This window comes from Kitasatospora sp. NPDC059577 (assembly GCF_042735475.1).
Classification (GTDB): Bacteria; Actinomycetota; Actinomycetes; order Streptomycetales; family Streptomycetaceae; genus Kitasatospora.
This window is the reverse complement of sequence record NZ_JBHWBZ010000021.1, coordinates 89,280-110,060: the sequence shown is the minus strand read 5'-3', so window position 1 is coordinate 110,060 and position 20,781 is coordinate 89,280. Positions and strand designations below refer to the sequence as shown.

Sequence of the window (20,781 nt, the reverse complement as noted above, 5' to 3'; positions counted from 1 at the left end):
CCGACCACCCGCCACCCCCGGAGAGAGTCTGGTCCCTCTCCCCGGGGGTTCCGGCGTATCCCCGTGGTGAACCCCGCCCCGACGGGCGTGCTGCCGCTCCGCACCCGAGGAGAAGTCACATGGCCCAGGCCACCGTCACGCTCGACGCGACCTACGCGACCTACGCGACCTACGCGACGATGCTCTCCGGTGCCAGGAACCCGCAGGGCCCCGTCGACCTGGTCCTGCGCGACTACCCGGCCCGCGGCCGCCGCACCGAGACCCGTACCGGCGACGCGGCCGACGACCACCGCCCCACCTCCGACCGCCCCACCGCCCGGCAAGGCTGACCGGGCGCACGCCGAAGGGCCCCGGGGAGCAACTGCCTCTCCGGGGCCCTTCCGTCGGCCCTGCGACCGGCGCTCAGCGCGCGCAGGCCCCCGTGGATCCGCGCATCACCAGTTCCGGCTGGAACATGAACTCGCCGCGCTGGACGGCGTTCCCGCCGACCTCCTCCAGCAGCGCGTCCACCGCCGCCGTGGCCATCGCCTCGACCGGCTGGCGGATCGTGGTCAGCGGCGGCTCGGTGAAGGCGATCAGCGGCGAGTCGTCGAAGCCGACCACCGACACGTCCTGCGGCACCGACAGTCCGCGCCGGCGCACCGCCCGGATCGCCCCGAGCGCCATCATGTCGCTCCCGCACACGATCGCCGTACAGCCCTTGTCGAGCAGCGCTCCGGCCGCCGCGTGCCCGCCCTCCACGCTGAACAACGTGTGGTGGACGAGCTCCTCGGCCTCTTCCTGAGTGCGCCCGAACACCTCCCGCATCGCCGCCGTGAAGCCTTCTATCTTGCGCAGCACGGGCACGTACCGGCGCTGCCCCACGGCCAGCCCGATCCGCTCGTGGCCGAGTTCGGCGAGGTGCTGGACGGCCATCCACATCGCGGCCCGGTCGTCCGGCGAGATGAACGGCGCGTCGATCTTCTCGCTGAAGCCGTTGATCAGCACGAACGGCACCCCGCGCCCGGCCAGCCGCGCGTAGCGGTCGTGGTCGGCCGTGCTGTCGGCGTGCAGCCCGGAGACGAAGACGATGCCCGCCACCCCCCGGTCGACCAGCATCTCCACCAGTTCGTCCTCGGTGGATCCGCCCGGGGTCTGGGTGCACAGCACCGGCGTGTAGCCGTGCCGGCTGAGCGTCTGCTCGATCACCTGCGCCAGCGCGGGGAAGATCGGGTTGCTCAACTCCGGTGTGATCAGCCCGATCAGCCCGGCGCTGCGCTGGCGCAGCCGGGTCGGCCGCTCGTACCCGAGCACGTCGAGCGCCGCCAGCACGGTCTGCCGGGTGGTGGCGGAGACGTTCGCCTTGCCGTTGAGCACGCGGGAGACGGTGGCTTCGCTGACCCCCGCCTGTGCCGCGATGTCTGAGAGTCGCGCCGTAGTCACGGTCCCAGAGCCTATTGCAACCACGTCAGACCGCCCACCAGCCGGTGCTGTCCGGAGCGAGCACCGTCTCGCCGCCGTCCACCACGAGGTCGGTCGAGGCGAGCAGCAGCGTGCCCGGGGCGGCGATCCGCACCGGCTCGCCGGTGGTGTTCACGGTGCAGACGAAGGAGCCGCGACGGAAGGCGAGGGTGCCCTCGGGGCCGTCCAGCCACTCGACCCCGGTGCCGGCGCCGAGGTCGGCCTGCGCCCGGCGGACGGCCAGCGCGCTGCGGTAGAGCTCCAGGGTGGACGTCGGGTCGCCGGTCTGCGCCTCGACGCTCAGCTCCGCCCAGGAGGCCGGCTGCGGCAGCCAGGACGGCCCGCCGGCCGCCGGTCCGAAGCCGTACGGGGCCTCGGTGCCGGACCACGGGATCGGGACGCGGCAGCCGTCGCGGTAGCCGTCCTGCCCGGCCTGGCGGAAGAACGACGGGTCCTGGCGCACCTCGTCGGGCAGGTCGGTGACGTCGGGCAGGCCGAGTTCCTCGCCCTGGTAGACGTACGCGGAGCCGGGCAGCGCGAGCATCAGCAGGGTGGCGGCGCGGGCGCGGCGCAGGCCGAGTTCGCGGTCGCCGGCCGTGCGGATCTGGGTGCCGAGGCCGGGCTCGTTGGCGAAGCGGGTGGCGTGCCGGGTGACGTCGTGGTTGGACAGCACCCAGGTGGTGGGGGCGTCGACCGGGCGCATCGAGTCGAGCGAGAGGTCGATCACCTCGCGCAGCGCGGCGGCGTCCCAGTCGGTGCCCAGGTACTGGAAGTTGAAGGCCTGGTGCAGCTCGTCCGGGCGGACGTAGTTGGCGGTGCGCTGGACGGTCGGGGTCCAGGCCTCGGCGACGCCGATCCGCTGGCCCGGGTACTCGTCGAGGATCTTGCGCCAGCTGCGGTAGATCTCGTGCACGCCGTCCTGGTCGAAGAACGGCATGACGTCGTTGCCGAGCAGCTTGAGCTGGTCGGAGCCGCCGAGGTCGGGCAGGCCGGGGGCCTTGACCAGGCCGTGGGCGACGTCGATGCGGAAGCCGTCCACGCCCATGTCGAGCCAGAACCGCAGGATCGAGCGGAACTCGTCGGCGACCGCCGGGTTGTCCCAGTTGAAGTCGGGCTGCTCGGGGGCGAACAGGTGCAGGTACCAGTCGCCGGGGGTGCCGTCCGGGTTCTCGGTGCGCGTCCAGGCCGGGCCGCCGAAGATGGACTCCCAGTCGTTGGGCGGCAGTTCGCCGTCCTCGCCCTTGCCGGGGAGGAAGTGGTAGCGGTCGCGCAGCGCGGAGCCGGGGCCCTCGCGCAGGGCGCGCTGGAACCACTCGTGCTGGTCCGAGGAGTGGTTGGGGACCAGGTCGACGATGATCCGCAGCCCCAGGCCGTGGGCGTCCCGGATGAGGGCGTCGGCGTCCAGCAGGGTCCCGAACATCGGGTCCACCGCGCGGTAGTCGGCGACGTCGTAGCCCGCGTCCGCCTGCGGCGAGGCGTAGAACGGCGAGAGCCAGACCGCGTCCACGCCGAGGTCGCGCAGGTACGGCAGGCGGCTGCGGATGCCGGGCAGGTCACCCATGCCGTCGCCGTTGGAGTCGGCGAAGCTGCGCGGGTACACCTGGTAGATGACCGCGTCCCGCCACCAGCCTCTGGACGCGCCGACGTTCGCCTCGTGAGCGGTGTCGGCGGCAGGCCGGGAGGTGTCGGCCAGGTTCTGGGTCATGGACGGTATCCCTCGGGGATCGGAGGAGCGGGGGGCCTTGCGCGCGGGGTGTGCCGCGGCAGGCGTCACGACTTGGAGGCGCCGGCGGTCAGACCGGTGACCAGGTGGCGCTGCACCAGGTAGAAGAAGGCCGCGGACGGGATCGCGATCAGCACCGCGGTCGCGGCCATCAGGTTCCACTGCGCGTCGTGCTCGCTGACGAAGGTCTGCAGGCCGACGGCCAGCGTGTACTTGTCGGAGCTGAGCATGAACGTCGAGGCGAACGGCACCTCGGCCCAGTAGGTGAGGAAGGAGTAGAAGGCGGCGACCGCCAGGCCCGGGCGGGCGAGCGGCAGCACCAGCCGCCAGAAGGTGCCGAACGGGCTGAGCCCGTCGACCCGGCCTGCCTCGTCGATCTCCACCGGGATGGTGTCGAAGTAGCCCTTCAGCAGCCAGGCGCAGTACGGCACGGTGGTGGTCGAGTACACCAGGATCAGGCCGGTGTAGCTGTCCAGCAGGCCGAGCTCGGAGAGCATCGTGTACATCGGCACGATCAGCACCGCGATCGGGAACATCTGGGTGACCAGCAGCGACCACATCAGCGGCTTGTGCCCGGGGAACTTCATCCGGGAGACGGCGTAGCCGGTGGTGGCCGCGAGCATGACGCCGAACACGGTGGTGATGCCGGAGACCAGCAGCGCGTTGCCGAACCAGGTGAAGAAGTCGGTGTCGGACAGCACGTGCTGGTAGTTCGACAGCGTGAGCTTGTCGAGGATGTGGCCGGGGTGGAGGTAGTCGGTCTTGTCCGGGCCGAGCGAGACGAAGAGGATCCACCCGACCGGGAACAGCGCGATCAGGCTGGCCACGATCAGGGTGCCGTGGGACAGCGCCCGGACCAGCGGGCTGCTCTCGCCGCGGCGGCGGACCTTGACCGGCCGGGCGGCCGGGGCCGCGGTCGCTGCGGGGGCCGGGCGTTCGGTGGTGGTGCTCATCGGGGTTACCTGCCTTCGTGGGTCAACTGGGTCCGGGGCCTCAGCCGTTGGCCTGCTCGTTGCGGGCGAGCCAGCGCCGGTAGAAGGCGGTGAAGACGATCAGGATGGACAGCAGGATCACGCCGTAGGCGGCGGACTGCGCGTAGTCCCGGGGGATCTGGCCGAAGCCGAGGCGGTAGGCCCAGGTGACCAGCAGTTGGGCGTCGGGCGCGCCGGTGCCGAACAGCAGGAAGATGACGTTGAACTGGTTGAAGGTCCAGATCACGCCGAGCAGGACGACGGTGGAGGAGACGGTGCGCAGCCCGGGCATGGTGACGTACCGGAAGCGCTGCCAGGGGGTGGCGCCGTCCATCTCGGCGGCCTCGTACAGCTCGGCCGGGATCGACTGCAGGCCGCCGAGCAGCGAGATCATCATGAACGGCACGCCGGCCCAGGTGTTGACCAGGATGGCGGCCGCCTTCTGCGCCCACGGGTCGGTGAGCCAGCCGGGCTCGGGCAGGTGCAGCACGGAGAGGATGCCGTTGACGACGCCGCCGTCGGCGAGCATCAGGCGCCAGGAGAAGACGGTGACGAAGGTCGGCACGGCCCAGGGCAGGATGAGCAGCAGCCGGTAGGCGGCGCGCCCGCGCAGCTTCTTGTTGAGCAGCAGGGCGAGGCCCAGCCCGAGGGTGTAGTGCAGGAAGACGCAGACCGCCGTCCAGGCGATGGTCCAGACGAAGTGCGACCAGAAGCGGTCGTACGAGCCGGGGCCCCACAGGATGTCGGCGTAGTTGTGGAAGCCGACGAAGTTGTAGCTCGCCGGGATCTCGTTGACGCCGATCTTGCGGGCGACGTTGAGGCTGTTGGCGTCGGTGAGGGTGAGCCAGATGCCCTCGACGAGCGGGTAGAGCACCAGCACGCCGAGCACCAGCACGACCGGCGCGATCATCGCGTAGGCGTACCAGTGCTTGGCGTAGGAGCGCTTGACGCGTTCCAGTAGGCCCGGACGCTGCTCGCGCTCCCGGCTGCCCTTGCCGGTGGCGCCCTGCACGGCGACTGACATCGTTCACACCTTCTCGGGGGGATTCTCGGGGGGAGCCGACGGCCCGGCCTGCCGGGGACGGCGGATGACGGTCGACGACTGACAGCCGATGAAGTCGGTTCGCTGTCGTTCGTTCGCCGTCATCCGCCGGCCGGCGGACCGGGCACGGGGACTACTTGGCGAAGCCCGGCAGGAGCTTGGCGTAGTCGGTGGCGACGGTGTTCAGCGCGTCCTGGGTACCGGTGCCCTGGACGGCCTTGCCCAGGTTGGTGCCGAGCGAGGCGAACAGCGAGCTGTACTCGGGCAGTTCGGGGCGCGGCTTGGCGCTGGTCAGGATGCCCTGGAAGCCGGCGATGCCCGGGTCGGCCTTGACGTCGCCGGTGAAGGCGTCGGTGCGGGTCGGCAGGGTGGAGTTCTTCTGCGCGATGAACGCCTGGCTCTCGGCCGAGGTCATGAAGGCGGCGAACTTCTCGGCGGCGGCCTTGTGGGCCTTGTCGGCACCGGCGTAGACGGAGATGTTGTGGCCGCCGGTGGGGGCGCCGGCCTTGCCCGCGGAGCCGCCGGGGACGGCCGCGATGCCGAGGTTGTTCTTGTCGGCGAAGGCCGAGCCCTTGTAGATGTTGGTGATCTCCCAGGGGCCCTGGATGATCGCCGCGACCTTGCCGCTGTTGAAGGCGTCCATCATGTGCGCGTAGGCGTCGGTGGTGACGTCGGCCTTGGCGGTGCCGGGCGCGGTGAACATCGTCTTGTAGGTCTCGACGGCCTTGACGGCCTCCGGCGAGGTGATGGTGATCTTCTTGCCGGCGGCGTCGACGGTGTCGGTGCCCTCGCCGAACAGGAACGGCATCGCGTAGTAGCCGTCGGCGGCCTTCAGCCAGAAGCCGTCCACGCCGGCCTTGTCCTTGACGGCGGCGGCGTCGGCCTTCAGCTCGTCCCAGGTCTTCGGCGCGTCGGTGATGCCGGCCTTCGCGAACAGCTCCTTGTTGTAGAGCAGGCCGAGGGTGTCGGTCACCAGCGGGACGCCGTACAGCTTGCCCTCGTACTTGGCCTGCTGGATCAGGCTGGGCTGGAAGGCGGAGGTGTCGGCGGCGGCCGGGGTGCCGTCCAGCGGCTCCAGGTAGCCGGCCTTGGCGAAGGCTGCGGTCCAGCCGACCTCGGAGCGGAACACGTCCGGAGCGCCCTTGGCCCCCATCGCGGTCTGGAGCTTGTTCTGCGCCTGGTCGAACGGGACGTTGACGAAGTCGACCTTGACGTTCGGGTTGGCGGCCTCGAACTTCTTGACGAGCTCCTGGTAGTTCGGCGCCTCGTTGGTGGCGTTCGAGGTGTCCCAGTACGTGAGGGTGACCGGCCCGTCGGCCTTGCCGTCCGAGCTGGAGCCGCTGCTGCCACAGGCAGCCATCGAGACCGCGAGGGCCACAACGAGGGCAGAGGCCGCGATGCCACGCCGCATGAGAACTCCTTGGGAGGGTGGGGGTGCCCGAGATGTTCGGAGACAGGCGCATAATGGCTGCCTCGTGCCGACCGCACCGTTGCTGCCGTCGGGCTCGGGAAGGAAGTTAACAGCGGTGAAAGATCAACGGAAAGTCCTTGCAGCAAGTTTCTGCAAGAAACACCGATCGTTACAACCGCGTGTCCTGGACGTTGCCGCACGGTAGTTGACACTCGCGGCGATTGTCCCGGTTCGTCCGATTCACCCCGCCCCGGGACGGCCGACGGGACCACCCTGCGTGGCTGAAAGCCGTTTGCAGCAGACTGGACGCATGCGCATCAGAGCCGTCACCGAGGACGAACTCCCCCTGCTCACCGAGCTGGAACGGGCCGCAGGCGCTCCGTTCGCCGCGATCGGCATGCCGGAGATCGCCGCGGACGAGCCCCCCGCCCCGGAGGAGCTCGCGCACTACCTGGAGCGGGGCGTCGCCCTGGCCGCCGAGGCCCCCGACGGCACGGTCGTCGCCTACCTGCTGGCCGAGCCGGTCGACGACGCGCTGCACGTCGAACAGGTCTCCGTCCACCCCGACCACGCCCGCCGCGGCATCGGCCGGGCGCTGCTCGACCACCTCGCACGGACCACCGACGCCCCGGCGCTCACCCTGACCACCTTCGCCGAGGTCCCCTGGAACGCCCCCTACTACGCGCGCTGCGGCTTCCGGCCGCTGGCCGACGCCGAGGTCACCCCGGGCCTGCGCGAGATCCGCCGCAAGGAGGCCGAGCACGGGCTGGACCGCTGGCCCCGGCTCTGCATGCGCCGGGACCTGCGGCCGTGACCGTGAGCGGCCCGACCTGCCCGCGGCCGTGACCGTGAGCGGCCCGACCTGCCCGCGGCCGTGACCGTGAGCGGCCCGACCTGCCCGCGGCCGTGACCCGCCGGCGGGTCGGCCACCGCCGGGGGGTGGGCCACCGACGGCCCCCGCGACCCGCCGGGTCCTGTCCGGGGCCGGACGGGGCCTAGTTCGTGCCCAGCCGCAGCACCGTCGTCGAGCGGAACTCCTCCCCCGGCCGCAGCACCGTGCTGGGGAAGGCCGGGTGGTGCGGGGCGTCCGGGAAGTGCTGGGTCTCCAGGGCGATCCCGGCGAACGGTCCGTACGGGACGCCGCTCGCGCCGGTGACCGCCCCCTGGAACTTGTTCGCCGTGTAGACCTGGATGCCCGGCTCGGTGGTCAGCACCTCCAGGGTGCGGCCGCTGACCGGGTCCTCCAGCAGCGCCGCCCGCGCCGGGCTGCCGTCCGCCGGCCGGGCGCGCAGCACCCAGTTGTGGTCGTAGCCGCCCGGCCCGGCCAGCTGCGGGTGCCGGTCGTGCACCGACTTGCCGATCGGCGTGGCCGCCGTGAAGTCGAACGGCGTGCCGGCCACCGGCTCGGTCCGCCCGTACGGGATCTGCCGTTCGTCGGCCGGGGTGTACTCGTCGGCGTCCAGGGTCAGCAGGTGGCCGAGGACGTCGCCGCTGCCTTCACCCGCGAGGTTGACGTACGCGTGGTTCGTCAGGTTGACGACGGTCGGTTTGTTGGTGACCGCGCGGTAGGCGATCACCAGCTCCCCGGAGGCCGCCAGCGTGTAGTCGACGCTGACATCCAGCGCGCCCGGGAAGCCCTGGTCCCCGTCCGGGCTGTGCAGCCGCAGCCGGACCCCGTCCTCGACCGGCTCGGCCGCCCACATCCGGTGCGCGAAGCCGTCCGGGCCGCCGTGGAGGGTCACGCCGCCGCCGGTCGGGGCGAGCGGGTGCTCCTCGCCGTCGATGGTGACCGACGAGTGGTCGATCCGGTTGGCGTACCGGCCCACGACCGCGCCGTAGTGCCGGCCCGGGCCCAGGATCTGCGCCAACCGGTCGCCGGCGAGCAGCAGTTGTGCGGACCGGCCGGAACGGTCCGGCGCGCTGAGGGTGTGCAGGGTGGCGCCGAGGGTGAGCACGCTCGCCTCGTACGGGCCGGCCGTGAGTGTCCAGCGCTCGATCGCGGCGCCCGCGCCCGCGGGTTCGAGGGGTTCGTGCCGGACGCTGGTGGCCTCGCTCGCCATGACCTGCTCCTCACTGTCGGCCGCGGCGCACCGCGACCGCCGGCTTCCTGCTCCGTCGAGGGGTCGCCGCGGCAGCCCCGGTGTTCGTCAGCCTAGCGACGGCGGCGGCGTCCGGGGCGCACCATCGTCCACGCGCGCCGCCCGTGCGCGACGGCCCCCGGCCACCGGACCGGAGCCGCCGCCGCGCCGGACGCCGCCCGCTACTGCTCGCCCTCCGTCGAGGTCGACTCCCGCTGCTGCGGCGGCAGCCCGAGCGCCGAGGCCAGCCCGTCCGGCCCGCTGCCCGCCTTGCGGTAGACCGCCGCCAGCCGCCTGTTGACCAGGCTGATGTGCAGCCCGAGTTCCTCGGCGATCCGCTGCGGCGGCAGGCCCCGCACCGCCTGCCGGGCGACCTCCATCTCCGGGCCGCTGAGCGTGTCCAGGGTGTCCCGGAAGTCGCGCAGCCCCAGCCGGTTGGGCCGCAGGCCGTAGTTGGCCAGCTCCCGCCGCGCCTGGTCGACCAGTCCCTCCGCCGAGCAGTGCTGGGCCAGCTCGATGCCCTGGTACAGGTACTCCTGGGCGTCCTCCAGCCGCCCGACCCGGCGCAGCGCGGCACCGAGGTCGACCAGCGCGACGGCGTGCTCGTAGCCCGCCGGGGACTGGCCGAGGTACATCACGGCCTGTTCCAGCAGTTCGACCGCCTGCTGGCCGTCCTCGACCTGCGCCTGCAGCCGCAGCGCGGTGCCGATCGCCGAGGCGGTGCCGAACTCGCGCGCGTCCCGGACGGCCTTCTGGGCGTACTCGCGGGCGCGCTCGGGCTCGTCGTCGGCGATCGCGACGGCGAGGTGGCCGGCCCAGGGCGCCCAGACGGTGTTGCGCCAGCCGCGCACCTCCAACTGGGCGCCGGCCTCGGTGAGCGCGGCGGCGGCGCCCGCGTGGCGGCCCTTGGCGATCAGCAGCTTGCCGTACAGCGAGGCCGCGTCCGGCAGCACCATGGCGGTCGCGTGGTACGGCGGGTGGAAGCCGAAGTCGTTGGCCAGCTCCCAGGCCTCGTCGACCCGGCCGCGGGCGATCAGGGTGTCCACCAGCACGCCCACGGCGTCCCAGGCCAGCGGCAGCTTCTGCCCGATCCGCTCGGAGATGCGGTACGCCCGGCGCAGGAAGTCCTCGGCCTCGGCGAGCAGGCCGCGGCGGAACCGGGCCAGCCCCATCAGGAAGTACGCGAAGCCCCGGTGGGCGCCGCTCCAGCCGGCCACCTCGAACTGGATGATGGCGTCCGCGGCCAGCCGCTCGGCCTGGGCGACCCGGTCGTTGTAGATGTACGTGAGGCCGAGCATCGAGGGCAGTTCGAAGCCCCAGGTGGTGTCGGTCCAGCCGAGGCCCTTGGGCAGTCGGCCGCCGTCGAGGACCTCGTCGGCGAGGGCCAGCGCCTCAGCCGAGGGCTTGCCGCTCAGGGTGAGGTCCCAGGCCCGCATGGCGAGCACGGCCCGGTCGGCGGCCTCCCGGCCGGTCAGGCCGGCGCACATCTCGCCGAGCCGGGCAGAGCGGCCGGGGCCGTCCTCCTCGGACTTGCGGAAGGCGTGCCACATGAACGAGGCGGCCTGCAGCCGCTGCTTCCCGGCCGGGTCGTCGGTCTTGCGGGCCTCGTCCTGGCAGACCAGGGCGGCCTCGCGCAGCTCGCCGCTGTGCGCGAGCACCTCGGACAGCCGGAAGGTGGCGTCCACCCGCAGTTCGGGGCGCAGCGGCACCTCGTCGGGGTCGAGGGCGAGCTTGAGCTGGTTGACGGTGGCGACGGGGTCGGTGAGCAGGGCGGAGCAGCCGAGTTCGTACAGCACCTCGGCCTTGATCTCGTCGGCGGGCGGCTCGTTGAGCGCGCGGTGCAGACAGCGCTGGGCGGCCTCGGGGGCGCCGATCAGCTGGTGTTCGACGGCGGCGCGGCGCAGCTTCTTGACGATCCGGTCGTCGCCCTCCCCGGAGTGGGTCTCGACCAGGTGGCGGGAGGCGGCGAGCAGGCCGAGTCCGGCGTTCTCGATCTCGACGGCGGCGATGCCGTGCATACCGAGGCGGGTGGCGTCCGGCATGGTGTTGTAGATCGAGCTGGCGATCAGCGGGTGGACGAACTCCAGGTTCCCGTTGGGGGACTGGGTGAGCACGCGCTGCTTGCGCAGTTGCTTGATGGAGTCGCGGGCGCCCTCGGTGCTCTGGGTGGAGATCCGGGTGGCGAGGTCGATCCGGATGTCGGTGCCGAGCATGGCGCAGGCCCAGGCGAAGCGCAGGGTGCTGGCGCCGAGCCGGTCCAGCCAGCTCTTGAGGGTCATCCCGGTGGCGTCGACGGCGAGTTCGCGCAGTTGCCGGGAGTTCTCCTCGACCGGTTCGAGCTCCTGGTCACGGACCTGGTCGAGCAGGGCGACGACCTCGAAGGGGTTGCCGTTGACGACGTTCCAGAACTCGTAGCAGAAGGCGTCCTCGGCCTTGTCGCCGAGTTCGGCGCGGACCATGTCGGTGACGGAGCTGAGGTTGAGCCGGTTGAGCTCGTGCTTGCGGGCCTTGAGGCCGATGATGTCGCGGCGGAACTCCTGGGTCGCGGCGGGCCAGTCGCTCTCGTCCTCGCGGAAGGCGAACACGAGCAGGACGGGCAGTTCGCCGGAGCGGACGGCGAACTTGGCGAGCCAGGAGAGCGATTCGGCGTCGGCCCAGTGCAGGTCGTCGACGATCATCACCATCGGCGCGCGGCGCGGTGCGAGCTGGGTGAGGACGTAGTCGAGGCCGTCGCGCACGCCCTGCGGGTCGAGCCGGCGGGCCCCGGCCTTGGGCTGCTTGAGGCCCATGGCCGGTCCGACGACCTCCTCCCAGGTGCCCATGACCTGGCGGAACACGTCCGGCTGCAGGTCGCTGAGCACCGGCTGGAGCAGCTGGCGCAGGACGTGGTACGGCTCCTTGAACTGCCGTTCGCCGCCACGGGCGAACAGCACGGTGGCGCCGTCGCGGAGCTTGGCGATCCGTCGGACCTCGTGCAGCAGGCTGGTCTTGCCGATGCCGGGACGGCCGGAGAAGGCGAGCAGGTCGCCGATCTCGGTGCCGCCTGCGGCGAAGTCACGGCAGAGCCGGTCGACGGCGGCTTCCACCGAGCGCAGTTCGGCGTCGCGGTCGCGCAGTCGGACCCGGGGCGCGGAACCGTCGCCGTCCCGGCCGGAACCGGCCCCCGTCCGAAGTTCGTTGTCCTGCTCGGTCACCGTCGCGCCTCCGCCTCGCCCGATCCCGTCACAGCTCCATCACTGCGTGGAGCCGAGGTTAGCGCTGCGTGGCCCTCACCGTGCGGCATTCGTGCAGGCTGGGACGGACGGTGAGGGTTCGGAGTGCTTGCCAAGGGCAATTGCCCTATATCCCTAACGTCCGATCATTACATCAGATACCCTACGGCCCTCGGGGCGCAGATGATCTTGTCAACCCCACCCTCACCGTCTTCGCCTCGCCACGTCAACTCCCTCCACTATCAGTGCTCCAACCAGAAGCGCCCCCACCCTCCGCTGCACCGGGAGTCCGATGTCTGACGACACCTCACTTCAGATCCCGTTCCCGCACCGCCGCAGTCCGCACGGCCCCTACGCGACCGCCCTGCACCGCGACTGGCTGGTCCGCCACCCCCTGCTGCCCGACGCCGACCACCCCGGCTACGCGCACTGGGAGGTGGTGGACCTCGCCGCGCTCGGCTACCCGGACGCCGGACCGGACGAACTCGCCCTGGCCGCCGACCTGATGGGCTTCTACTTCCTCTTCGACGACCAGTTCGACGGCCCGCTCGGCCGCCGCCCCTCGGAAGTCGCGCCGATCTGCGAACGCCTGATCGCGGTCCTGCACGGCGCCCGCCCCGACCAGGAGTCCGCGGTCGAGACCGCCTTCGCCGACCTCTGGAACCGCAGCGCGCACGGCATGCCCGCGCGCTGGCAGGCGCGCGCCGCGTACAACTGGGAGTACTACCTGGCCAGTCACCCGGCCGAGGCGGCCGGCCGGATCTCCGCCCGGCCCCCGGACCGGGACGGCTACCTCGAACTCAGACGGGGCACCGCGGCGATGGAGACCATCTTCGACATGGTCGAACGGATCGGCCAGTTCGAGGTCCCCGCCGCCGTCCTGCACCACCCGGTGCTGCGTCAACTCCGCCAGCTGGCAGCGGACATACCGTCACTCAGCAACGACGTGCGGTCCTACCCGCTGGAGGCGCCGCGCGGCGACGTCAACAACCTGGTCATGATCGTCCAGCGGGAACGCCGCTGCTCGCCCGACGAGGCCTGCGCGGCGGTCATCGCGGAGGCCCAGCTGATGGTCGAGCGCTGCGAGGAACTGCACGGCCGACTCCTCGACGTCTACCGCGAGTTGGGCCTGTCCCGGATAGAGCGCGCGATCGCCCAGCGGTACGCGGACGGGCTGCTCACCTGGCTGGCGGGCTACCTCAGCTGGGAGGCCCGCACCGGCCGCTACCACGCGGTCTGACGCCCACCCGCTGGCCCCCGGCCGCCACACGCCGACCGGGGCAGCCGGCCGGCGGAGTCGGGCGCGCCCGCGCCGGCACCCGCCCCCTGCGCGACCGATCACGCCGGGGTGAGACCGCGCGCGGCGGGCCTCCCCCGCCGGGCGCCGACCGCACCCGGGGTCGACGACCACCCGGACAGGACCCGGACGAGCCGACACGGGAGCCGCCGCAACCCGGCCTCGCGGCGCGCCCCCGCGACCCGACCTCCCGACCCGGCCTCGCTGCGCGCCCTCACGGCACGCCCCGAACGACCCGACCGCGCAGCACACCCCGAACGAGCCGACCGCGAGAACGGCCGGAACGCGCACCCTCCGTACGGACCCGGCGCACCGACCGTAGCCGCGCGGGCGCCCGGCGGTTATCGTGCTCGACGGCGGGCGCCCCCGGGCGTCCGGCCCGTGTGCGTGTCCTTACCCTCCCGCCGGGCCGCCCCGACCGGGCGGTCCGGCGCGGGCGGCCCCCCCCCCGGCCCTGGTGTCGGAAGCGGAACCTACTGGTTCTGGTTCTCGCCCCGGTAGAACTCGAAGACCCATCCGAAGATGCCGATCAGGATGATCGGGGCGGCCCAGAACATCAGCCACCAGCCGAAGATCACGCCCATGAAGGCGAGCGCGCCACCGAGCGCCAGCGAGAGCGGCTGCCAGCTGTGCGGGGCGAAGAAGCCCAGCTCGCCGGCGTCGTCCGCGACCTCGGCCTCGGGGTTGTCACCCGCGCCGCTGTCCACCCGGCGGGCGGTGAAGGCGAGGTAGTAGCCGATGAACGCGCAGAGCGCGAAGGCCAGGAACAGCGCGGTGGTGCCGGCGGCCTCCAGGCCCGGGCCCTCCGCGTTGTTGGTCCACAGGCCGTACGTGATGGCCATGGCCAGTACGAAGACCGACAGGCCCAGGAAGATCTTTCCCTGTTCCTTCATCAGGCGTCACCCTCCTGCTTGCCCTTGCCCAGCTTCGGGGCGTCGTACTTCGCCGGGGTCACACCGGCGAGGTGCTTGGCCGGCTCACCGTGGTTCTCCAGGTAGTCCAGCGCGGCGATCTCCGGGTGGTGGAGGTCGAAGGCCGGGGATTCGGAGCGGATCCGGGGCAGCGTGAGGAAGTTGTGCCGCGGCGGCGGGCAGGAGGTCGCCCACTCCAGGGAGCGGCCGAAGCCCCACGGGTCGTCAACGGTGACCTTCTCGCCGTACTTGGCGGTCTTCCAGACGTTGTAGAGGAACGGCAGGATCGACAGGCCGAGCACGAAGGAGCCGATGGTCGACACGGTGTTCAGGGTGGTGAACCCGTCCGAGGCCAGGTAGTCGGCGTAGCGGCGGGGCATGCCCTCCGCGCCGAGCCAGTGCTGCACCAGGAAGGTCGCGTGGAAGCCGAAGAACAGCGTCCAGAAGGTGATCTTGCCGAGGCGCTCGTCCAGCATCTTGCCGGTCATCTTCGGCCACCAGAAGTGGAAGCCGGCGAACATCGCGAAGACGACGGTGCCGAAGACCACGTAGTGGAAGTGGGCGACGACGAAGTACGAGTCCGAGACGTGGAAGTCGATCGGCGGGGAGGCCAGCAGGACACCGGTCAGACCACCGAAGAGGAAGGTGACCAGGAAGCCGACCGTCCAGAGCATCGGGGTCTCGAAGCTCAGCGAGCCCTTCCACATGGTGCCGACCCAGTTGAAGAACTTCACACCGGTCGGGACCGCGATCAGGAAGGTCATGAAGGAGAAGAACGGCAGCAGCACCTGGCCGGTGACGTACATGTGGTGGGCCCACACCGTCACGGACAGACCGGCGATCGCGATGGTGGCCGCGATCAGGCCGGAGTAGCCGAACATCGGCTTGCGGCTGAAGACCGGGATGATCTCCGACACGATGCCGAAGAACGGCAGCGCGATGATGTACACCTCGGGGTGACCGAAGAACCAGAACAGGTGCTGCCACAGCATCGCCCCGCCGTTGGCCGGGTCGAAGACGTGGGCACCGAACTTGCGGTCCGCCTCCAGGGCGAACAGCGCGGCGGCCAGGACCGGGAAGGCCAGCAGGACCAGGACCGAGGTCAGCAGGACGTTCCAGACGAAGATCGACATCCGGAACATCGTCATGCCCGGGGCGCGCATGCAGATGATCGTGGTGATGAAGTTGACCGCACCGAGGATCGTGCCGAAGCCGGAGAAGGCCAGACCCATGATCCACATGTCGCCGCCGACGCCGGGCGAGTGCACCGCGTCCGACAGCGGGGAGTAGGCGAACCAGCCGAAGTCGGCGGCGCCGTTCGGGGTCACGAAGCCCGCCACCGCGATGGTCGAACCGAAGAGGTACAGCCAGTACGCGAACATGTTCAGACGCGGGAACGCCACGTCCGGGGCGCCGATCTGCAGCGGCATGATCCAGTTCGAGAAGCCCGCGAACAGCGGCGTCGCGAACATCAGCAGCATGATCGTGCCGTGCATGGTGAACGCCTGGTTGAACTGCTCGTTCGACAGGATCTGGGTCCCGGGACGAGCCAGCTCGGCGCGCATGACCAGGGCGAGGATGCCACCGATCAGGAAGAAGGCGAACGACGTGCCCAGGTACAGGGTGCCGATCGTCTTGTGGTCAGTGGTGGTCAACCACTTGATGATGGTCGAACCCGGCTTCCGGGTCCGCTGCGCCCCGACCGTGACGGCCTCGGCGCCCCCGCCGGCCGCGGCGGGCTCGTTGAGGATGGTCACTTCTCTTCACTTCCCATGGAGATGAGGCCAGAGGGAACCGCACCGTTCTGGCCCTTGGCGCGAAGCTCGGCCAGGTGCTTGTCGTAGTCGGCGCGGTCGACGACCTTGACGTTGAACAGCATGCGCGAGTGGTCGACGCCGCAGAGCTCGGCGCACTTGCCCCTGTACTCGCCCTTGACGGTCGGCGTGACCTCGAACTTGTTCACCACGCCCGGCACGACGTCCATCTTCATCAAGAAGTTGATGGGCCAGAAGTCGTGGATCACGTCACGAGAGGTGAGCCGGAACTGCACCGACTCGTTGACCGGCAGCCAGAGCGTCGGCTCGTCCTTGGGGGTGCCGACGTCGTACGCGGCGTCCTTGTTGGCCGGGTCGGGGTTCTCGGTGTTCTCGTAGTTGAACGCCCAGCTCCACTGGAAGCCGACCACGTTGACGTAGTGCTGCGGCTTCGCGGACGTGGAGGTCAGCGTCGCTTCGTCGCGGGCGACGAAGTAGAAGAGCACCGACACGATGATGATGGGGACCGCGGTGTAGAGCGCCTCGATGGGCACGTTGTACCGGGTCTGCGGGGGGATCTCCACACCGGTGCGCTTGCGCCGGTGGAAGATCACGCTCCAGATGATCAGACCCCACATCAGAGCACCGACCACCAGCGCCGCAATCCAGGACCCCTGCCACATGTGGAGGACCAGGGGCCCTTCCGAAGTGACGGGGCTCGGGAGGCCAAGCCTGGGGAGGTCGTTGGCCGAGCAGCCGGTGGCGGTCGCGATGACGAGGCCCAGTGCCAGCGCCTGAGGCAGCTTCCGCCGCATCGTGCGCCGCGGCGAGCGGTCGGAGCCGTTGGGACTCACGTAGCGCCTTCCCGAAGTCTCGCCCGCCTTCGCGTCGCCCCGGGAGAGGAGTGTGAGCCTCCCCGGCGACCCGTCCACGGGCACGGTTTGAATGCTTATGCGGGCCAAACCCTACTCCAGCCTTATGCGCTCCTGACGGGCAGCCCCCGGTAACGCGCCGCCCGGTCGCCCGATCAGGCCCGGCAAGGGCTACGCCGCAGGTCATCGTAGGCATTCGAGGTCCGTACGCCCGATCGGGGGATGACCTCGGACAACGCCCGTGACGACCCGTCGGACACGGACGAAGCGGACATTCGGGGTGATCGACTGACGCCGGGTGAGCTGCGCGGGCGGACCGGACGGCGCCCCGGGTGTGCCGTTAAATGTGACCGTGTACTTCGACGCGGCCTCGACGGCCCCCCTGCACCCCGTCGCCCGGCAGGCGCTGACCGCCGCCCTGGACGAGGGCTGGGCCGACCCGGCCCGACTGTACCGCTCCGGCCGGCAGGCCCGGATGCTGCTGGACGCCGCCCGCGAGACGGTCGCCGAGGTCCTGGGCGCGCGGGCCGACGAGATCGCCTTCACCGCCAGCGGGACGCAGGCCGTCCAGCTCGGCCTGCTCGGCGCCCTGGCCGGGAACCGCCGGCGCGGCGGCCACCTGGTGCACTCCGCGGTGGAGCACTCCAGCGTGCTGCACGTCGCCGAGCGCCACGGCGACGCGGGGGGCGGGGTCTCGGTGGTGCCGGTGGACCGGGGCGGACGGGTCGACCCGGCGGCCTTCGGCGCGCTGCTGCGCCCGGACACCGCGGTGGCCGCGCTGCAGAGCGCCAACCACGAGGTGGGGACGGTCCAGCCGGTCGGCGAGGTCGCCGCGCTGTGCGCCGGGGCCGGTGTCCCGCTGCTGGTGGACGCGGCGCAGAGCGCCGGGCGGGTGGACGTCCCGACGGGCTGGTCGCTGCTGACCGCGAGCGCGCACAAGTGGGGCGGACCGCCCGGGGTCGGGGTGCTGGCGGTGCGCAAGGGCGTCCGGTACGCCTCGCCGCTGCCGGCCGACGAGCGCGAGGGCGGCCGGGTGCCCGGCTACGTCAACGTCCCGGCGATCGTCGCCGCGGCGGCCTCGCTGCGCGCGGTGCGGGCCGGGGCCGAGCGGGAGAACGCCCGGCTGCACGCGCTGGTCGAGCGGATCCGGGCCCGGGTGCCGCAGCTGGTGCCCGAGGTCGAGGTGGTCGGCGACCCGGTGCGGCGACTGCCCCACATCGTCACCTTCTCCTGCCTGTACGTGGACGGCGAGGTGCTGCTGACCGAGCTGGACCGGGCGGGCTTCGCGGTCTCCTCCGGTTCCTCCTGCACCTCGTCCACGCTGACGCCCAGTCACGTGCTGGCGGCGATGGGGGTGCTCACCGAGGGCAACGTCCGGGTCTCGCTGCCGTACGGGACGGCCGAGGCGGACGTGGAGCGCTTCCTCGCGGTGCTGCCGGAGCTGGTGGCCGGGGTCCGGGCGCCGCTCGGGCTGGACCTGCCGGCGCCGGGGGCGGCTGCCGCGGCCCCGGAGTCGCTGCTGGTGATCGACGCGCTGGGCAAGCGGTGCCCGCTGCCGGTGATCGAGCTGGCGAAGCGGATCGGCGAGGTGCCGCCGGGCGGCACGGTCGTCGTGCTGGCCGACGACGAGGCGGCCCGGCTGGACATCCCGGCCTGGTGCGGGATGCGCGGACAGGAGTACGCGGGCGAGGCCCCGGCCGCCGACTACGGCGGCGACCGGGGCTCGGCCTACCTCGTCGTGCGGCGGACTACTTGACCAGGTGCGCGCGGATCTCGGCGGCCGCCTCGGCGCCGTAGCTGTCCTCGAAGCGCTTCAGGAAGGCGGCCGGGCGCAGCTCGTACTCCTGGGTGCCGACGGTCTCGATGACCAGGGTGGCCAGCATGCAGCCGAGCTGGGCGGAGCGCTCCAGTTCGAGGTCCCAGGACAGGCCGGCGAGGAAGCCGGCCCGGAAGGCGTCGCCGACGCCGGTCGGGTCGAGCTTGGCCTCCTCGCGGGCGCAGCCGACCAGGATCGGGGCCTCGCCCTTGCGCTCGATCCGGACGCCCTTGCTGCCCAGGGTGGTGACCCGGGTGCCGACGCGGGTGAGCAGCTCGTCGGAGTCCCAGCCGGTCTTGCTCTCGATGAGCGCGGCCTCGTACTCGTTGGTGAAGAGGTACGCGGCGCCGTCGACGATCTCGCGGATGTCCTCGCCCTCCAGGCGGGCCAGCTGCTGGGAGGGGTCGGCGGCGAAGGCGTAGCCGCGGGTGCGGCACTCCTGGGTGTGGCGGACCATGCCCTGCGGGTCGTCGGCACCGATCAGGACGAGGTCCAGGCCGCCGACGCGGTCGGCGATCGGCTTCAGCTCGATGTTGCGGGCCTCGGCCATGGCGCCCGTGTAGAACGAGGCGATCTGGTTGTGGTCCTGGTCCGTGGTGCACATGAAGCGGGCCGTGTGCCGGGTCTCGGAGATGTGGACGGAGTCGCAGTCCACGTTGTTGCGCTCCAGCCAGCTGCGGTACTCGGCGAAGTCCGCGCCGGCGGCACCGACGAGGACCGGGCGGAGCCCGAGCACACCCATGCCGAAGGCGATGTTCGGGGCGACCCCGCCGCGGCGGATGTCCAGGGTGTCGACCAGGAAGGACAGCGACACGGTGTGCAGCTGCTCGGCGACGAGCTGGTCGGCGAACCGGCCGGGGAACGTCATCAGGTGGTCGGTGGCGATCGAGCCGGCGACGGCGATACGCACGGGAGGTCTCCTCAGGATGGCTGCGGGGCCAGCGGGCAGGCGCGGATGAACCCACTCACGGTACCGGCCCCGGGACGTGCCCCGGCAACAGTGCCGCAAGTTGCCGCCCCCCTCGGCCATGGTGGCACCCGTTGCCGTCGAACGTGTACTACCTCCGGGTAGCACTGGTGGGCGGGACGAGGCCCGGCCTAGGGTCGGCCTCAGGAGGCCCGCCGCGGGCGGGCCCCGACGTCGACCGCGGCGGAGCCGCCGCGGCTCTGGATCGGAGCGATGCCCGATGAAGACCGACCAGTCCCCGTTGCCCGGCCTGCGGGCCGAGGACGGCGAGACCCTCGACGCCCTGCTGGACTCCTCCCGGCGGCTGCGCCGGTTCTGGCCGCTGCTGGCGACCGGCCCGGAGCCCACCGCCCCCGCGTCCGCCGGCTTCCGCGTCCCGTCCGGGGCGCAGCGGGTGGTCGCGGGGATGGCCGAGTACGGCCTCTGAGCCGGTCCCGGACCGGCACGGAACCGGATCCGTCCGGGGCACGTCACATCCGCGCGGAGCGGCCGAGGAGGCGGCGCCGCTGAGCTCTCGGGAGGATGTGCAGATGGATCTGGAGACGATGCCCCGGCGCGGTCGGCGGGCGGTGGCCCTGGCGGCCCTGGCGCTGGCGGCGGTGATGACGGTGGCCGGGTGCAACGGGGACGGCAAGCCCGCCTCGGACTCGGCGACGAGCGGCGCGGCCACCGGTTCCGCCTCCCCCCAGGCCCCGGCGCCCTCCGGCAGCCCCTCCGCGGCGGCTCCGACGGGGAGCCCTTCGGACGCCGGCCGGCCGCCCACGGCGCCACCGACCGACTTCGTCCCCACGCCGGCCTCGCCCGCTCCGGGGCAGCCGGCGCCGGGCACTCCCCCGGTCAACGGGATCGCGCCGGGGGAGCCGAACCCGAACGGCTCGGGCTCGCCCGCGCACCCGCCGGTGGCCTACCGGGTGGACGGCACCACCAAGCTGACCGTCTACTTCTTCGGCGGGGTCTGCACGACGTACGCGCTGAAGGCGGACGAGTCGCAGCCGGGCCGGGTCGACGTCGTGGTCGTGCCGGGCAAGCCCGCCCTGCAGCCCGGACAGGTCTGCAACGCGCTGGCCAAGCGGCAGTCGGTGTCGGCCGACCTGCGCTCGCCGTTGGCCGGGCGGACGGTGGTCGACCGGACCAGCGGCCAGGAGGTGCCGCTGGACGCCGACCCGCACGCCGGGCCGGACCCGGTGACCCCGGACGTCGCCGGCCAGTAGCGGCCGTGGCGCGGGACAACGAGAAGGGGGGGGGGGGGGGGGGGGGGGGGGGGGGGGGGGGGCGCGCGGGGGGACG

The 20,781-nt window shown here is 71.9% G+C and carries 17 protein-coding genes; 6 read left to right on the top strand and 11 right to left on the bottom strand.

Annotated features, from left to right (window positions below; translation table 11 throughout):
- Positions 1 to 119: 119 nt before the first annotated feature.
- Positions 120 to 329, top strand: coding sequence for a hypothetical protein (locus ACFV0O_RS18895; RefSeq protein WP_380342864.1), 210 nt, complete (start codon positions 120 to 122; stop codon positions 327 to 329).
- Positions 330 to 402: 73 nt separating this feature from the next.
- On the opposite strand, the gene ACFV0O_RS18890 is transcribed toward ACFV0O_RS18895, so the two are convergent.
- From ACFV0O_RS18890 to ACFV0O_RS18870, 5 genes are all read right to left on the bottom strand, one after another.
- Positions 403 to 1,422 carry a LacI family DNA-binding transcriptional regulator gene (locus ACFV0O_RS18890; RefSeq protein ID WP_360249790.1) on the bottom strand — a complete coding sequence of 340 codons (1,020 nt, stop codon included), beginning with the start codon at positions 1,420 to 1,422 and terminating at the stop codon, positions 403 to 405.
- Positions 1,423 to 1,447: 25 nt separating this feature from the next.
- A complete protein-coding gene (locus ACFV0O_RS18885; RefSeq protein ID WP_380342861.1) occupies positions 1,448 to 3,145 on the bottom strand; it encodes a glycoside hydrolase family 13 protein in 1,698 nt (565 codons plus the stop codon).
- A 65-nt stretch (positions 3,146 to 3,210) separates the two neighbouring features.
- Complete coding sequence (locus ACFV0O_RS18880; protein ID WP_380342859.1) at positions 3,211 to 4,116, bottom strand: sugar ABC transporter permease; 906 nt, start codon at positions 4,114 to 4,116, stop codon at positions 3,211 to 3,213.
- A 40-nt stretch (positions 4,117 to 4,156) separates the two neighbouring features.
- Complete coding sequence (locus ACFV0O_RS18875; protein ID WP_380342856.1) at positions 4,157 to 5,158, bottom strand: carbohydrate ABC transporter permease; 1,002 nt, start codon at positions 5,156 to 5,158, stop codon at positions 4,157 to 4,159.
- Between the two features lie 151 nt (positions 5,159 to 5,309).
- On the bottom strand, positions 5,310 to 6,587 hold the full coding sequence (locus tag ACFV0O_RS18870) for an extracellular solute-binding protein (RefSeq protein ID WP_380342853.1): 1,278 nt from the start codon (positions 6,585 to 6,587) through the stop codon (positions 5,310 to 5,312).
- Between the two features lie 310 nt (positions 6,588 to 6,897).
- On the opposite strand from ACFV0O_RS18870, the gene ACFV0O_RS18865 reads away from it, so the two are divergent.
- On the top strand, positions 6,898 to 7,401 hold the full coding sequence (locus tag ACFV0O_RS18865) for a GNAT family N-acetyltransferase (protein WP_360249805.1): 504 nt from the start codon (positions 6,898 to 6,900) through the stop codon (positions 7,399 to 7,401).
- A gap of 181 nt (positions 7,402 to 7,582) precedes the next feature.
- Here the strand turns inward: ACFV0O_RS18865 and ACFV0O_RS18860 are convergent, their stop codons facing one another.
- Both ACFV0O_RS18860 and ACFV0O_RS18855 read right to left on the bottom strand, forming a co-directional pair.
- Entirely contained in the window at positions 7,583 to 8,647 is a 1,065-nt protein-coding gene (locus tag ACFV0O_RS18860; RefSeq protein WP_380342851.1) for an aldose epimerase family protein, read from the bottom strand.
- Between the two features lie 200 nt (positions 8,648 to 8,847).
- A complete protein-coding gene (locus tag ACFV0O_RS18855; RefSeq protein ID WP_380342848.1) occupies positions 8,848 to 11,859 on the bottom strand; it encodes an ATP-binding protein in 3,012 nt (1,003 codons plus the stop codon).
- Positions 11,860 to 12,169: 310 nt separating this feature from the next.
- Here ACFV0O_RS18855 and ACFV0O_RS18850 point away from each other — a divergent pair, with 310 nt between their 5' ends.
- Positions 12,170 to 13,117 carry a terpene cyclase gene (locus ACFV0O_RS18850; protein WP_360249814.1) on the top strand — a complete coding sequence of 316 codons (948 nt, stop codon included), beginning with the start codon at positions 12,170 to 12,172 and terminating at the stop codon, positions 13,115 to 13,117.
- A 530-nt stretch (positions 13,118 to 13,647) separates the two neighbouring features.
- On the opposite strand, the gene ACFV0O_RS18845 is transcribed toward ACFV0O_RS18850, so the two are convergent.
- From ACFV0O_RS18845 to coxB, 3 genes are read right to left on the bottom strand one after another with little or no spacing between them, the layout of a single operon-like run.
- Entirely contained in the window at positions 13,648 to 14,067 is a 420-nt protein-coding gene (locus tag ACFV0O_RS18845) for a cytochrome c oxidase subunit 4 (RefSeq protein WP_360262130.1), read from the bottom strand.
- Positions 14,067 to 15,842 carry a cytochrome c oxidase subunit I gene (gene ctaD, locus ACFV0O_RS18840; RefSeq protein WP_380342845.1) on the bottom strand — a complete coding sequence of 592 codons (1,776 nt, stop codon included), beginning with the start codon at positions 15,840 to 15,842 and terminating at the stop codon, positions 14,067 to 14,069. The genes ACFV0O_RS18845 and ctaD overlap by 1 nt, the downstream gene beginning before the upstream one ends.
- Positions 15,839 to 16,693, bottom strand: a complete 855-nt coding sequence (gene coxB, locus ACFV0O_RS18835; protein ID WP_380342842.1) for a cytochrome c oxidase subunit II — start codon at positions 16,691 to 16,693, stop codon at positions 15,839 to 15,841. Before coxB ends, ctaD begins: the two co-directional genes overlap by 4 nt.
- Before the next feature lie 370 nt (positions 16,694 to 17,063).
- Between coxB and ACFV0O_RS18830 the strand changes: the two genes are divergently transcribed.
- On the top strand, positions 17,064 to 18,467 hold the full coding sequence (locus ACFV0O_RS18830; RefSeq protein ID WP_380342841.1) for a cysteine desulfurase/sulfurtransferase TusA family protein: 1,404 nt from the start codon (positions 17,064 to 17,066) through the stop codon (positions 18,465 to 18,467).
- Here ACFV0O_RS18830 and ACFV0O_RS18825 read toward each other — a convergent pair.
- Positions 18,460 to 19,437 carry a carbohydrate kinase family protein gene (locus ACFV0O_RS18825; protein ID WP_380342839.1) on the bottom strand — a complete coding sequence of 326 codons (978 nt, stop codon included), beginning with the start codon at positions 19,435 to 19,437 and terminating at the stop codon, positions 18,460 to 18,462. The two genes, ACFV0O_RS18830 and ACFV0O_RS18825, sit on opposite strands and share 8 nt — an antisense overlap.
- Positions 19,438 to 19,714: 277 nt before the next feature.
- Here ACFV0O_RS18825 and ACFV0O_RS18820 point away from each other — a divergent pair, with 277 nt between their 5' ends.
- The gene (locus ACFV0O_RS18820) at positions 19,715 to 19,921 is read left to right on the top strand and encodes a hypothetical protein (RefSeq protein WP_360262126.1); all 207 of its coding nucleotides are present in this window, start codon (positions 19,715 to 19,717) and stop codon (positions 19,919 to 19,921) included.
- Between the two features lie 103 nt (positions 19,922 to 20,024).
- A complete protein-coding gene (locus ACFV0O_RS18815; RefSeq protein ID WP_360262125.1) occupies positions 20,025 to 20,705 on the top strand; it encodes a hypothetical protein in 681 nt (226 codons plus the stop codon).
- Positions 20,706 to 20,781 lie beyond the last annotated feature (76 nt).